This window comes from Rhodococcus sp. P1Y (assembly GCF_003641205.1).
Taxonomy (GTDB): Bacteria; Actinomycetota; Actinomycetes; order Mycobacteriales; family Mycobacteriaceae; genus Rhodococcoides.
In genome coordinates, this window is record NZ_CP032762.1 from 2079674 (window position 1) to 2093231 (window position 13558).

General features: G+C 64.5%; 11 protein-coding genes and 1 riboswitch. Of the genes, 4 read left to right on the forward strand and 7 right to left on the reverse strand.

The window, feature by feature from the left end; translation table 11 throughout:
• Nucleotides 1-63: 63 nt before the first annotated feature.
• Complete coding sequence (locus D8W71_RS09700) at nucleotides 64-645, forward strand: carboxymuconolactone decarboxylase family protein (RefSeq protein ID WP_121113020.1); 582 nt, start codon at nucleotides 64-66, stop codon at nucleotides 643-645.
• Here D8W71_RS09700 and sigJ read toward each other — a convergent pair.
• Nucleotides 593-1528 (reverse strand): RNA polymerase sigma factor SigJ, encoded by a 936-nt coding sequence (sigJ, locus tag D8W71_RS09705; RefSeq protein WP_121113022.1) that lies wholly within the window; start codon nucleotides 1526-1528, stop codon nucleotides 593-595. The two genes, D8W71_RS09700 and sigJ, sit on opposite strands and share 53 nt — an antisense overlap.
• Before the next feature lie 44 nt (nucleotides 1529-1572).
• Here sigJ and D8W71_RS09710 point away from each other — a divergent pair, with 44 nt between their 5' ends.
• Complete coding sequence (locus D8W71_RS09710) at nucleotides 1573-2559, forward strand: LLM class F420-dependent oxidoreductase (protein WP_121113024.1); 987 nt, start codon at nucleotides 1573-1575, stop codon at nucleotides 2557-2559.
• Between the two features lie 5 nt (nucleotides 2560-2564).
• Here D8W71_RS09710 and D8W71_RS09715 read toward each other — a convergent pair whose 3' ends face one another.
• The 3 genes from D8W71_RS09715 to D8W71_RS09725 form a co-directional block, all read right to left on the reverse strand.
• Entirely contained in the window at nucleotides 2565-3233 is a 669-nt protein-coding gene (locus D8W71_RS09715) for a DUF3239 domain-containing protein (RefSeq protein ID WP_236077816.1), read from the reverse strand.
• A gap of 23 nt (nucleotides 3234-3256) precedes the next feature.
• Complete coding sequence (locus D8W71_RS09720; RefSeq protein WP_121113028.1) at nucleotides 3257-4912, reverse strand: DNA repair helicase XPB; 1656 nt, start codon at nucleotides 4910-4912, stop codon at nucleotides 3257-3259.
• A gap of 89 nt (nucleotides 4913-5001) precedes the next feature.
• Entirely contained in the window at nucleotides 5002-7272 is a 2271-nt protein-coding gene (locus D8W71_RS09725; protein WP_121113030.1) for a helicase-associated domain-containing protein, read from the reverse strand.
• A gap of 61 nt (nucleotides 7273-7333) precedes the next feature.
• On the opposite strand from D8W71_RS09725, the gene D8W71_RS09730 reads away from it, so the two are divergent.
• The gene (locus D8W71_RS09730) at nucleotides 7334-7522 is read left to right on the forward strand and encodes a hypothetical protein (RefSeq protein ID WP_121113031.1); all 189 of its coding nucleotides are present in this window, start codon (nucleotides 7334-7336) and stop codon (nucleotides 7520-7522) included.
• Between the two features lie 117 nt (nucleotides 7523-7639).
• Here the strand turns inward: D8W71_RS09730 and D8W71_RS09735 are convergent, their stop codons facing one another.
• The 3 genes from D8W71_RS09735 to D8W71_RS09750 all read right to left on the reverse strand — a co-directional run bounded on the left by D8W71_RS09735 (nucleotide 7640) and on the right by D8W71_RS09750 (nucleotide 11991).
• Nucleotides 7640-8254 (reverse strand): transglycosylase family protein, encoded by a 615-nt coding sequence (locus D8W71_RS09735; protein ID WP_121113033.1) that lies wholly within the window; start codon nucleotides 8252-8254, stop codon nucleotides 7640-7642.
• A gap of 8 nt (nucleotides 8255-8262) precedes the next feature.
• Nucleotides 8263-8443, reverse strand: a riboswitch (cyclic di-AMP (ydaO/yuaA leader).
• Between the two features lie 306 nt (nucleotides 8444-8749).
• Nucleotides 8750-10168, reverse strand: coding sequence for a GTPase (locus tag D8W71_RS09745; protein WP_121113035.1), 1419 nt, complete (start codon nucleotides 10166-10168; stop codon nucleotides 8750-8752).
• The gene (locus D8W71_RS09750) at nucleotides 10165-11991 is read right to left on the reverse strand and encodes a dynamin family protein (protein ID WP_121113037.1); all 1827 of its coding nucleotides are present in this window, start codon (nucleotides 11989-11991) and stop codon (nucleotides 10165-10167) included. The genes D8W71_RS09745 and D8W71_RS09750 overlap by 4 nt, the downstream gene beginning before the upstream one ends.
• Nucleotides 11992-12172: 181 nt before the next feature.
• Here D8W71_RS09750 and D8W71_RS09755 point away from each other — a divergent pair, with 181 nt between their 5' ends.
• The gene (locus D8W71_RS09755; RefSeq protein ID WP_201265308.1) at nucleotides 12173-13531 is read left to right on the forward strand and encodes a DUF7373 family lipoprotein; all 1359 of its coding nucleotides are present in this window, start codon (nucleotides 12173-12175) and stop codon (nucleotides 13529-13531) included.
• The last annotated feature ends 27 nt before the right edge of the window (nucleotides 13532-13558 follow it).

The following is a 13558-nucleotide window of genomic DNA, read 5'->3' on the forward strand; positions in this document are numbered from 1 at the left end:
GTCACATTTCGGGCGCCCATCTCGTCCAGGTAGTGAAGCCACCTACTACCTGCAGGAGAGCTGATGACCAGAATTCCTCCCGTCGCACCCGAGGACGCATCGTTCGCCGTGCGTCTGGCCTACCGTGCTGCGGCGAAGATGGTCGGGGAAGTGCCCGAGCCGTTCGCGGTGTTCGCGCATCACCCGAAGTTGTTCTTCACCTCGCTCACCCAGGAATTCGCCGCAGGGAAGGCATCGACGACGCTTCCGGTCAGCGTCCGTGAGCTCGCGGTCTACCGGGTCGCGTGGACTCTCGGGTGTTCGTGGTGCGTCGACTTCGGCACGATGATGCAGCGGCTCGACGGCCTCGACGTCGACAGACTGAAAGACATCGGCGAGTACGAGACGTCAACGAAATACAGCGACGACGAGCGCGCCGCGATCGCCTACGCGGATGCGATGACCCAGTCGCCCGATGTCGTCACCGACGAGCAGGTCGCCGATCTGGAGCGACGGTTCGGCCGGGCAGGGGTGGTCGAGCTGACCTATCAGATCGGGCTGGAAAACATGCGGGCGCGAATCAATTCGTCGCTCGGCATCACCGAGCAGGGCTTCAGCTCGGGAGATGCGTGCCGGGTTCCGTGGGCGAGTTCAACTCCTGTGTGACGCCGCTGAGCTTTGCTGGATTAGCGAAATCGTAGGACGCCCACACCAATCCGTCGACGACGGTGAAACCGCCGGCCCGGGCGGGGAAGCTGCGTTCGCCGGTGATGCCGCGCGAGTAGTACCCGAGCTGGCCGTTCACGAGGGCGGGCATCATCGACGACAACGAATCCGGTCCGTACATCGCCACCAGTCCCAGGAAGAATCGGGCGCATTTGTGCGGTCCGCGGACGACCTGAGCGGCGGTGCGAGTCGTGCCGCCGCTGTCGCCGATCATCCGGCAATCGGGGTGAAGCGCGGCGGCTACCTGGTCGACGTCCCCGCTGGCCATCGCGGCCAACAGTCGTGTGACCGCAGCCGCGTGCGCTGAATCCTCCACAGGAGCTGGCGTCGCGTCGAGAAGTGTGCGGGCGCGCGCCGCCAACTGGCGTGCGGCTGCGGGGGTCACGTCGAGAATGGCGGCAACCTCGGTGAACGGGACGGCGAAACCGTCGTGCAGCACGAAGGCCACTCGCTGCGCGGGTGACAATGCATCCAAGACGACCAGGGCAGCCAACCTGGCATCCTCCCGATGTACGACGAGTTCGAGGGGCGTGCGAGGTTGCTCTCCCCATGTTCCGACCACCGGTTCCGGAAGCCATTGTCCTACATACGTTTCCCTGCGTACGGCGGCCGATTTGAGGCGGTCCAGGCACAAGCGCGCGACGACCGTGGTGAGCCAACCTCGTAAGTCCTCGATGGCGTCGGAGTCCGCGGTCGACAACCGGATCCAACTGTCCTGCACGGCGTCTTCGGCGTCGGCGACGCTTCCTGTCACTCGGTAGCCCACGGCGAGGAGGTGGCTGCGGTGCGACTGGAACCGTTCTGCGAGCGAGCTCGTGGCCATAGCCTTGCAGTCTATTGCCTACCGAATCGGTAGGATTGTCAGCTATGCGATTCGGACTCTTCATTCCCCAAGGTTGGCGCCTCGATCTGGTCGGCATCGACCCCTCCGAGCAGTGGGATGTGATGCAAGGCCTGGCCACCGCAGCCGATTCAGGACCATGGGAGTCGCTGTGGGTGTACGACCACTTCCACACCGTCCCCGCGCCTACCGAGGAAGCTACCCACGAGGCGTGGACGCTCATGTCGGCGTTCGCGGCCACGACTTCGCGTATTCGGCTCGGGCAGATGTGCACCGCCATCGCCTATCGCAATCCTGCCTACCTGGCCAAGGTCGCCGCTACCGTCGACCTCATCTCCCGCGGTCGCGTCGAAATGGGTATCGGCGCAGGGTGGTACGAGCACGAGTGGCGAGCGTACGGTTACGGGTTCCCGCCGGCCGGACAGCGGCTCGGTGCACTCGACGAAGGCGTGCAGATTTTCAAGCAGGCCTGGGAAACAGGTTCGGCGACGCTCGACGGCAAGTACTTCCAGGTCGACGGTGCTCGCGTGTGGCCGAAGCCGTTGCAGGAAGGCGGTATTCCCATCTGGATCGCAGGCGGCGGTGAGAAGGTGACGCTGAAGATCGCGGCCAAGTACGCGGACTACACCAACTTCGACGGCACCCTGGAGGGGTTCACTCGCAAGTCGGAGCTCCTGAAAGGACACTGCGACACTCTCGGCCGTGATTTCGACGCCATCGTGCGCTCGTCGAACTACAACGTCGCAATCGGTACCACCGAGGCCGAGGTGGAGGATCGGCTGAAGCAGCTGCAGGATCGGCTGACGAAGTACGTCGGTGCGGAGAAGGCCGAAGGCGCGATGGGTGCGTTCCGCGGACTGCCTGGCGTCGGGACACCCGAACAGATCATCGAGAAGCTCACCGCAGTGAAGGAAAAGGGTCTGAAATACGGCATCTTCTACTTCCCCGAGGCGGCCTACGACCGATCAGGGATCGAACTGTTCGAGCGTGAGGTCATTCCCGCGCTCAGTTGATCGAGTTACTGAAGGTTGTCGGGTAGGTCGTGCGGGTCGACCAGTAATTGCTGATTGTCGGCCTCACGCACCTTCTCCGACAGGCCGATGTTGGCCACCAACAATGACCATTCGGCTTCGGTGATCTCGGCGATTGCTCGCTCGATCACCGAGTGATCGGTCGTTCCCCAGGCGATGGGCATGGGCGAGACCATCTGCCAGGTCTCGCTGATCGTGTTCTTGCTTCGATCCGACAGCACCGAGATGGACGGAACGAGTTCGCCTTCTACGAGCTCGTGTCCGGGCAAAGACCGGATGCTGCGTGTCACGAGTGCGTAGTGAGGCGACTCGGCGTCGGGCTTGGCGATGTCGATCAGAGCGAGCAGCGTGACCCCCCGGGCCCTGGTCTCGGCGATGACTGCCGGGACCAGGCTTCCCTTCGCGTACAGATCTTCGACCGTTCCGACCTTGCGCGGCGCCCAGACCGTCACCCACAGCGAAGTCGCGGCAGTGATCACGAATACCGCGCCCAGAATGTACGACCACGGGTGCGCGAGCCAGAAGAACCAGACGGCAGCACCGATCAACACCACCGCGGTGACGATCGCCGAGACACGAAGCCTGCGAACATCGGCCATCGTCTCGTTGACCGACTTGGCGTGGGCTACATCGACAGGAAACTGGAATGGGCGCACACGCTCATTAGTAGCACGTGACGTCAGATAGCAGGTCCGAGCATGTCGTCCGCATCGGTGATGCGATAGGCATAGCCTTGCTCGGCCAGGAATCGCTGTCGGTGAGCTGCGTACTCGGCGTCGAGGGTGTCCCGTGAAACGACGGAATAGAAGTGAGCCTGGCCGCCGTCGTGCTTGGGTCGGAGCAGGCGGCCCAGCCGTTGGGCTTCCTCCTGGCGTGAACCGAACGTGCCCGAAACCTGCACTGCCACCGATGCTTCCGGAAGGTCGATGGAGAAGTTGGCGACCTTGCTCACCACGAGAGTCTGGATTTCGCCCTTTCGGAAGGCGTCGAACAGCACTTCGCGTTCCTTGTTCTTGGTCGAACCTTGGATCACCGGAGCGTTCAGCGCCTCACCGAGCTCGTCGAGTTGGTCGAGGTAGGCGCCGATGACCAACGTCGGTGCGTTCTCGTGCCTGGCGAGGATCGACTTCACGACCGCGACCTTGGTGTGGGCCGTCGAACAGAGCTTGTAGCGTTCTTCCGGCTCGGAGACCGCGTAGGCCATGCGCTCGGCGTCGGTCAGCGTCACACGCACTTCGATGCACTCGGCGGGAGCAATCCAACCCTGCGCCTCGATGTCCTTCCACGGGGCGTCGTACCGCTTGGGACCGATGAGCGAGAACACATCGCCCTCGCGGCCGTCCTCGCGCACCAGCGTCGCGGTGAGACCGAGGCGCCGACGAGACTGCAGATCGGCTGTCATGCGAAACACCGGCGCCGGGAGGAGATGGACCTCGTCGTAGATGACCAGACCCCAGTCGCGGGAGTCGAACAATTCGAGGTGCTTGTATTCACCTTTGGTCCGACGGGTGATCACCTGGTACGTGGCGATTGTCACAGGGCGAATTTCTTTCCGCTCGCCCGAATACTCGCCGATCTCCTCCTCGGTGAGCGATGTCCGCGCGATGAGTTCACGCTTCCACTGACGGCCTGCGACGGTATTGGTGACGAGGATCAGTGTCGTCGCCTTCGCTTTCGCCATCGCTGCAGCGCCGACCATCGTCTTGCCTGCGCCACAGGGGAGGACCACGACGCCCGAGCCGCCGGCCCAGAACGAGTCGGCTGCCATCTCCTGGTAGTCACGCAGGGTCCACTTGCCGCCCTCGGTGTCGAGTTCGATCGGGTGGGCCTCCCCGTCGACGTATCCGGCGAGATCCTCGGCAGGCCATCCGATCTTGAGGAGCATCTGCTTGAGGTGGCCCCGCTCGCTCGGGTGAACGATGACGGTGTCCTCGTCGACCTTCTCTCCGAGCATCGGTGCGATCTTCTTGTGCCGCATGACCTCGGTGAGGACTGCGCGATCGAGGCTGATCAGCGCCAATCCGTGCACCGGGCTCTTGACGAGCTGAAGGCGGCCGTACCGGGCCATGGTGTCCACGATGTCCACCAACAATGGCTGCGGAACCGCGTACCGCGAGTAATTCACGAGGGCGTCGACGACCTGCTCGGCGTCGTGACCGGCGGCACGCGCGTTCCACAGAGCGAGCGGGGTGATGCGGTAGGTGTGTACGTGCTCGGGGGCGCGTTCGAGCTCCGCGAACGGGGCGATCGCGCCGCGGGCCTCACCTGCGAGCGGGTGGTCGATCTCGAGCAACAGCGTCTTGTCGGACTGGACGATCAACGGTCCGTCGGTCACTTGTTCCTCCTAGAGAACTTGCCTTGCGCACCGAGAAAGTGCGCAACTTCTCCATTGTCCAGACTTCGGCCCGCATGCGCCACGTGCGACTAGTCGACCAACGCGACCGAGGTGATCCGGTGGAGGGTGAATCGACGTATCTCGCCTGTGGCCGGGTCGAATGCCTCCAGCTGCCCGCTGCCCATACCGACGGGGTCCACGACCCGCTGCGACGCTGTTCCCTGGGCGTCCACGTAGCCGATGGTCACGCTGCGGCGCACCTTCACCGCAGTCTGCAGTAGTGCCAACGTGGCGGTACCGGTAGCCCTTGTGCCGTCGGAACGAACGGCCTGTCCGCCTGCCGTCGATGCCCGATCGCCCGCACGTAGTTCGGTGACCAGACGTCCCAGTTGTTCGTCGGTCGGCACGGCAGGATTGCGGTAGTTGGCTCGGGTGCGGCGGAGCGGAACCCGAGCACCTCGGCTGCGAAGGTCGACAATCGTCCCGTTGGCGTCCTCGCCGGCTGGGGCGAATCCCGCGGCTCCGAGGACGTTCATGACCTCGTTGAGCGGGGCCTGCGAGATCGCGACGGTCGGCGCGAGGGCGCGTAGAGCCAAGTGCTCCGCTGCTGCCGACGAGAGCACCTCGGCGAGCAATGCCGGGTCCTCGCAACGGACGAACGACGCTGCGACGCCTGCGCGAAGCCGGCCGTGCCGTCGTGCCACGTCGTCGATCAGGTAGCTCAGACCCTGCGGGACCGGCGTTCGCGAATGGGTGACGAACAACGAGTGCAGTTCGGTTGCGGTCATGCCGACATCGAGAGCGCGGCGCAGGCTGTCTTCCGTGACGCGATACACCGTTGCTGCGCCCGCGGATTCGACGTCGGCTACCAGTGCAATGCGATCCTGCAGGTCCGGTTCCAGTGGTCCCGGTGCCACCAATGTCAGGTCGGCCTGAAGGAGGACGTAGTCGATCGGCGCAGGGAGCGCGGTGCGCATGGCGCCCTCGGCGTCACCTCCGTGCAGCAGCGTTCGACCCGGTGTCGACAGGGCACCTCGGCCGACGATGCCGAGGGCGGTGGCCTCGTCGAGCATCTTCGAGGTGGGGCGCAGGGCGAAACGCGCCGACGAGCGCGGCCGTCGCCATCCGAGACCGCGGGAGACGTCGACGGGTGTCGTCGCGACGCCCGATCCGAGTTCGGCCAAATAGTCGAGGATGGTGCGGCGGTCACGCGGTGCAGCGGGCGAGCGCACTTCCTCCGACAACGCTGCGACAGGCTTGTCGTTCGAATCACGCATTCCGATGAGCCAGGGTGCGCGTTGAAGGTCGAGCCATGCCGACGCGATGGCGAGCCACCGAGCGGCAGGAGTGGCCGTGGCCCACGATTCGACGGCTGCCGTCGGGCCCCAGTAGTCGTCTCCGGAATCGTTGGCGGGCAGCGGGTCGGGAGTGCCGCTCGCGATCAACGACGCTGCGGCGAGGAGTTCGACGAGCAGGCTCACTCGGTGCTCGTCGAGTCCTGCCGCTTTGGTGATCCGTTTGATCTCGCGCACGCCGAGGCCCCCGGCTTTGAGCGCAGGAGCAGGCGCGGCCGACAGTGCGTCGATGATCGCTGTGCAATGACGGATCAGCTCGAGCGCTTCACCGGCAGCCGCCGAATTGACGTCGGCAACCGTGAGTTTGGTGGTCGACGGTTTCGGCGGTGTCAGCGATGTCGGGTCCGAAATCGGTTCGCCGCGCAGTGCTTGGCCGACCTGCGCGGGGAGTTCGACGGTCTGCTCGTCGAGCCAGGTGAGCAGACCGGCACGAAGGAGTTTCTGAACGGGCCGATCGGGAGAGGTCCCCGGTGCCGCATCGCGGGTACGGCCAGTGGGGGACGAGCGCGCAAGAGTGTCGAGCAACCCGCGTTCGCTGTCGGCGATGCCTGCGAGGGCCGCGGTGACTTGATCCGGAGTGAGCGATTCGCCTGCGTCGAGAATTCGGCCGATTCGCCACGGAACGGCGTCGCGAGCCGCGGGTGTCATCCGCAGCGACTTCGTTCCCCACACGAGCGCGCGTTCCCGCAGCGCGACGAGCGCGCGGTCCACGGCTTTGACGCTTGCGCGCTTGTCGACGGCGGAATCGAGTTGCGCGCGTGTCACCGGCATCTCGTGAGCGCCTTCGATCGACAGAAGCTCGAGAATCGTCAGAGCCAGGGTGTCGAGTGTGTCCGCACTTCGGAGGATGGATGCACGCTGCTCGGCCCGTCCAGCCAGCACATCGATGGTCGACGGTGGTGGGACGGTCAGGTCCGGACGCAGCGTGAGGGTGCCGACGAGTTCGGTATCGCTACGCGACTTCAGCCACGTCGCGAGGTCCGGTGGCGCTGCTGTTTCGGTCATCGTCTATCAGATTAGAGACCTGGGCTGGTGTACTGCGCAGCGCAGGTGTCAAAATAGGCGCATGGTGAACAAGTCGAAGAAGCCCTATGTCGATCCAGGCTGGCCGGAAACCGCTCGCGGTGACCATGCGGTGAGCGAATTGGCGTCCACTCGCGCGGGAGGCTTGTCGCCTTACGGTGAGGAGACCGAGTTCCCACTTCCTGTGGCAGACCTGCTGTATGCCCACCCCGTGACCGTCGTCAACCGTTAGACGCTGACGCGCATGTGAACGAAAATACATACGGAGCTATGTATTTTCGTTCACATGTGCGAGTACGTAAAAAACCCCGATTGCACAGGGCAATCGGGGTTTTTCAGGTACTCGCGACTACTGAGGCAGGAACGCCTTGTTCGCCTGGTAGAAGTCGACCAACTGCGGATCGAGCTGGATTCCCTGCGTCGCGTTCTTGATGAGCGTCGCGATCTGCGGGTCGTTCGTGATGGTCTGAACTGCACCGGTGATGCCGTCGATGACCTCTGCGGTGCCGTCGACGGTCGGGATGCTGGTGAGGTCAGGGAGCTTCGGTGCTTCGGGAGTGGTCTTCGGCGCCACCGGGACGCTGCGCTCGGAAGGTGAGCTGCTCAGACCGAGGCTGGACGAGCAGGACGGCCATGCGCCCCAACCCTGCGAAGCGAGAACCTTCTCGGCGACTGCGATCTGCTCTTCACGGCTGGCCTGGTTGGCCGAGGCTGCGTACTGTCCGCCGCCGTGCGAGTTCCAGGTGCTGGGTGAGAACTGCAGTCCGCCCTGGAATCCGTTGCCGGTGTTGATGCCCCAGTTGCCGCCTGCCTCGCACTGAGCGAGACGATCCCAGTCGGAATCGGGTGCTGCGTTGGCTGTGCCGGTGAAGGCGATGCCCGCTGTGCCCATGATCGCGCCGGTCACGGCGACCTTTGCTACGGTGCGGCCGGTGGTGGTCGGCTTGCGATGACGTCCGCTCATACGAGTAAAAATCCTCTCCACTGGCGCCTGCGAGGTCAGCTGTCGGGTTCGGGCTGAGAGGTAGCCCGGCCCGATCGAAATCGGGCTTCACCCCAAGGAAAGTGCTGCGTGAGCAGAGCTTTCCGGTTATCCGAGAGGACGTGTGGGTCCCCCGTCCTCGTCCCCTGGGTGTTCTGGTGGGGGTCCGTTCCCGCGGGACGAGGTTTGGCGCTGCGGGTACGGATTCGGCCGAAGTTTCTCAGCCGCCACTGACCGTACTGAAATTCCCCGGAAGTGTCACCATTTGGTAACTGTTGCTTTTCCAGTCCCTGTTGGTACGTCTTCGAACGGGTGTTTCGGTCACGAACGAACGTGCAGCTAGCAGGGTTGGAGGGCGTGCGACGCCCGTCTGTTGCCCTTCCGTTATCTCACCGTTATGTGATGGAAGTCACATAGAACCGGTGGGGCTGAAGTGACGAAAGTGACGACAGTGTTCAGCTTCCGACGCACCTGCCGTCAACGGCTCAGATGTCCGTACGTGTGGATCAGGGCGACGAGCGCGGCGTCTTCGGCCGCGGTGAGGGTGACGAGGGCTTGGCTGTGCGCCCAGGCGAGCTTGCCCTGCGCGGCGGCCCGCACGTGGTCGGGCCCGGCGGTAGGGGAAAGACCAAGCTTCAGTGCCGGTGTGCGGTGTTCGACGAGACGACGCAATTCGTGGGTGACCGGGGATGCCGGATCGGCGCCGAGCATCGCTTCGAGGTGTCCGAACAGGACGACGGTGTGTAGCGCCGGGTCGGACCGCAGTCGATCGACGATGTCGCGAATGTGCTCGCGTTCGGGGCGACTGTAGGCGAGGCGGTCGAGCTCGCCGAGGATGCGGTTGGCCCGTTTCACCGCCGCGAACACACCCAGATGAGAGGCAAGAAGATTCTGCAGTCTTGGCACACCCGAATGCGTGACGAGCCAGTCGTTCAGCGTTGCAGCGCCCTGCGCAGCAATGGTCCGGCCGTGGATCGTGCCGTATTCGCCGAGCAGGTCGACCAAACGGCCGCGCATATGCGGAGGGACGAGCGCGTCGTCGTCGGAGTCGAGCAGGTCGATCAGATCGAACGGATCGATTCCGTGCAAGGCGTGCAGCGCGCGGGCGTCGGCTTCGGTGAGAGCTCCGGTGTGCGAGGTTTCGGCAAGCAGACCTGCGATCGGAACGACGGTCATCACGGTGTCGGCGAGCTGGGACGACAGCCGTGTCGCGTGCTCGGCCGCATGTGCGAGCGGATCGCGGGCTCCGAGGGCACCTTCGCCGAAGCCGTCGGCGCGCGAGAGCACTCCCAGGGTCGTCAACGGGGTGAACCCGAGCTGGCGGAGGAAATCGATCTCGTCCGCCCGCGGAGCCCCGTCGAACAAGAACACTGCGGCGTCGGCATCGACGGACGCGGTGCGGGTCTGGTCGTATCCGTCGATGAGGACCCGACGGGTTCGAGCTTCGTTCTCGGCCGTCAACGTCGCAAGACCAGGGGTGTCGACGAGGGTGTAGTCGCGGATTGCGGCGGAGGGCAACCACCGGTGTAGGTAGGCGATGTCGTGCGGCGCGACGTCGAGGCCGTGGATCTGCCCCCGGTCGGTGCGTACCGGTGCCCGGGTGCCGTCGAGGAGCACTGCCTCGGCGCGGGCTGGTGCACCTTCTTGGTACACCGAGACAACATTGGTGGCTTCGAGGGCGGCGGTGTCGGCGATCTTGGCGCCGATCAAGGCGTTCACCAACGTTGACTTCCCGGCCTTGAGCCGGCCGACGATGACGATCCGCGGCGGAGACCACAAGATGGCGCCGATGCGGTTGGCGTGACCGGCGAGATCCGGGCCGAGGGCCGCGAGGGAGTGCAGGGCGCGGTCGAGTCCTGCTCGGACCGGATCGAGCGGCATCGAAGACGCAGTCATCGACCCGCTCCCGTGAGTTCGGCAATGAGTGCTTCCGCGCGGGCGATGTTGCCGTTGACCACTTTCAGATTGTTCTCCAGGCGGTCGCGCTTCTTCTCCCGAACGGCAGCATCCGACCGAGCACTCTCTTCGGCGTCCTTGACCTGGGTCTGCAATTGTGCGATCGAGGTCTTGAGATGCTCGCGATAGCGAATCACGATCTCCGGGCGGGCCAGCGCGATGGTCGATTCGAACGTGCGGGCGGTTGCTGTCTTGGTCGCCGCAATCGTTTCCCGCATCCAGGTCAGCAAATTCGTCTTTCCGGCACGCATGGCCCGAAATCCCAGGTTGAACCCCACCCAGGCGATGCCCACCACTGCTCCGACTCCCACCACCGTGGAAAGTCCGACGATGCCGCCGAGCATCGACGATCCCATCACCCCCATGGTCAGCATCGAGGGATCGAGAAGGCCCTGACGTTTGCCGGCGACGGAGTGCGTATCGAGCGTGCGGCCGGACAGGGTGGCCACCACCTGCTCGTAGATCTCCTCCCACACCACGTCGGAATCGAATCGTGGTTTCACGATGGTGGTGTAGAGCTGCTCGAGAAAGACCGTCATCGACTCGGCCATCGCCGACTGGAAGTCTCTCTCCATTTCGGCGGTGAAGTGCTGTGGGTTCTTCCGCAGCACTTCCATCCCGTTCTTGTTGATCCTGCTCGTCCACTTCTCGCGGATGCCGTCCAGACGTCGGTCGAGTTCGGCGGTGGCGTTCTGCCGGATCAGCGTCAGATCGCGTTGGAGATATTGCTCCCACTGCTGGGAGTGTTCTTTGAGCTCTTTCAGTTCGTCGAGCTGTGCGTTCAGGTCCGGTACCACCCGGGCCGCATCGTTGATCGCCGCGATCTGAACGGCGAGGTCGTCAGCGAGACTGTTCAATCCACCTACTGCGGCCCGGAGTCCGCTGGCCGCTGGAAGCTCTCCGGCGACAGCGAGTTTCGTTTCGATCAACGCGCGAAGCGCAGTGATTCCGGAACGATGTTCGGCCGCGTCGCGGGCTGTGCCCGGTGGCATCTCCGCGGCGACGACGGCCCGCAGGCTCGAGACCGCGAGCACCGGGATTTCACGACCGAGGTGCTCGCGCAGAAGGGCTGTGTTCTGTTCGACGATCGGCCTCCATCGACGCACGTTCTTATCCGTCTTGGTCACCACCACGATCAGTGCCTCGACACCGGCGCCGGCACTGGAGACGAACTCCATCTCCGGTGCGGTGAGCGGGGTGGAGGCATCGCAGACGATGAGCACCACGCAGGCGCGCGCTGCACTGTCGGCTGCGAGAGCCGCGTACGAGGGGTCCAGGCCGCCGACACCGGGGGTGTCGATGACCGTGGTGGTCCCCATCCGGTTGCCGGGCACGGAGACCACTGCACGCGTCGGCAGCTCCACCGCTCGGGCATCGCGGACGTGCGCGCCTTCGCAGGAGACCCAGTCCTCCAGCTCGGCGTGGGCGATCGACTCGGTGCGGTCGGGATAGATCAACTTCGCGCCCCCGCCCGGTGCACCTGCGTCGGTGTCGGTGAACGACAGAGTGGTCGAGGTGGTCACGTCGACACCGACAGGGGAGGCGTCTCGGAACCCGACGAGAGCATTGACGAGGAAACTCTTGCCGCGCTTGACTTCTCCGACGACAACGACAGTGCGGGCGAGGTCCTGTGACGCGCGACGAGCGGCGAGGTCGGCGACCGCGTCGTACTGGAACGGGCGCAGAATCTTGGTGGTGATCGTCTCGAGTAGTGCCGCGGCGCGATCTGTCGCCGGGGCAGCAGGCGCTCCTGTGTCACTCACGTTTTGCTGCCCCTCCGCTTCGTTCGCCCTCGTTGTATCGCCACCCGTGCGCCAGGATCTGCGCGGGTGTCGACTCTAACCCCGGCCACCGTCGATGTGCGGAACGGTGTGCGGTCGGTGCCATCGTCGATCGGTGGAGAGGAATTGATGGCGCCGGTGCGGGAACCTTCTGCGGTGCCGGATGCATCCAACAGTCAGTGACACCGACAACGAGCCCGGCGCAGTCATTGCGCGGCCGGGCTTCAACCGAGAGGATCTTCGCGTGCGTTCGAGAACATGGCTGAGGCGTGCAGGGGCGATTGCCTGCGCTGGTGCGGTACTGGCCGGATGCGGCACCGACACCAGCGACGGCCTACCCGTCGCGAAGTCTGGGGGAGATGCGAGTTCGGCGAGCACGGTCGACCCGGCTGCACTCGATACCGGGAGCTATCCCACCAGTCCGGCTCCGGAATTCGGTCGTGCCACCAAGGACAACATTCTCGATGTGGAGACCCAACGACTGGCCGAGTTCGTCGTGGTGCCCTTCGAGGTGGACCCGAACTTGGTCACGGCGAAAATGCCCACGATGGTCATCCGCAGCCATGAGAACCTCAACTCGGTCCTCAGCGGAAATGCGGCCGATGTCGCGAAAACCCACGGCATGCTCTACGGGTACGTCTCCACGGCAGCAACCTCGACGACGGCCATCACCGACCCGTCCCGCTCACTCGTGCAGATGGTCCTGCGTTTCGAGAATGCCGACGACGCTTCCGCAGCAGCTCAGGAGATGCACGCCGGGTTGACCACCGTCGATACCGACGGCACCGGCGTCGAGACCCCCGAGACGATCGGCATTCTGCCCAACACCTTGGTCTCGACGTCGGAATACTCCTACAGTGCTGGTCCCGAGGTGTCCGTCAACGCGTTCACCGCGCACAACAACTACCTGCTGTACACGTGGGCCAAAGCGCCTGTCGACGAGAAGGAATGGACGGCTCAGGCCGTGGCCCGCGCGCTCGATCTGCAGGGCCCGCTGATCGACCAGTTCCCGGCGCAACCGACCCTGGCCCAAAACGGGGGCGAGCCCGCCGAACTGCCCATGATCGACCAGGACAAGATCCTTCTCTATGCCATTCCCGAAGAAGACGAGCAGGCAGATTCCGGTAACGACATGGCTTCCTACGGCCCCCGTGGGATGGCACACCGCTCGATCAACCCGCCGTTGACCTACCGCGTCCTCACCGAGGCCGGTTCCGACCACAATGCTGTGTACAAGACGAACGTCTACCGGGCGTCCGACGACGCAGGCGCGCAGATGATCGTCGAGGAATTCGGCAACGACCTCACCTCACAGGGATATGTGGAAGCGCCGTCGCCACAGGGACTTCCCGACGCCGTGTGCCTGAGCAAGGACACCACGGACGGGACGACCGATTACTGCTTGGTCGTCAACGGGCGATACGTCGGCGAAGCGTATGGGACGGACGACAAGAAGGACGTCGACCAGAAGATCAGCGCCCAGTATCTGATCCTCGAGCAGGCCGACCAGAACGCAGAGTAGAACGTGGCTAGCTCGGCCGAAGCCGTC

Coding starts and splice junctions, on each gene's coding strand:
- D8W71_RS09700 (WP_121113020.1), top strand. CDS start 64: ATGACCAGAATTCCTCCCGTCGCACCCGAGGACGCATCGTTCGCCGTG.
- sigJ (WP_121113022.1), bottom strand. CDS start 1,528: ATGGCCACGAGCTCGCTCGCAGAACGGTTCCAGTCGCACCGCAGCCAC.
- D8W71_RS09710 (WP_121113024.1), top strand. CDS start 1,573: ATGCGATTCGGACTCTTCATTCCCCAAGGTTGGCGCCTCGATCTGGTC.
- D8W71_RS09725 (WP_121113030.1), bottom strand. CDS start 7,272: ATGACCGAAACAGCAGCGCCACCGGACCTCGCGACGTGGCTGAAGTCG.
- D8W71_RS09730 (WP_121113031.1), top strand. CDS start 7,334: ATGGTGAACAAGTCGAAGAAGCCCTATGTCGATCCAGGCTGGCCGGAA.
- D8W71_RS09735 (WP_121113033.1), bottom strand. CDS start 8,254: ATGAGCGGACGTCATCGCAAGCCGACCACCACCGGCCGCACCGTAGCA.
- D8W71_RS09745 (WP_121113035.1), bottom strand. CDS start 10,168: ATGACTGCGTCTTCGATGCCGCTCGATCCGGTCCGAGCAGGACTCGAC.
- D8W71_RS09755 (WP_201265308.1), top strand. CDS start 12,173: ATGCATCCAACAGTCAGTGACACCGACAACGAGCCCGGCGCAGTCATT.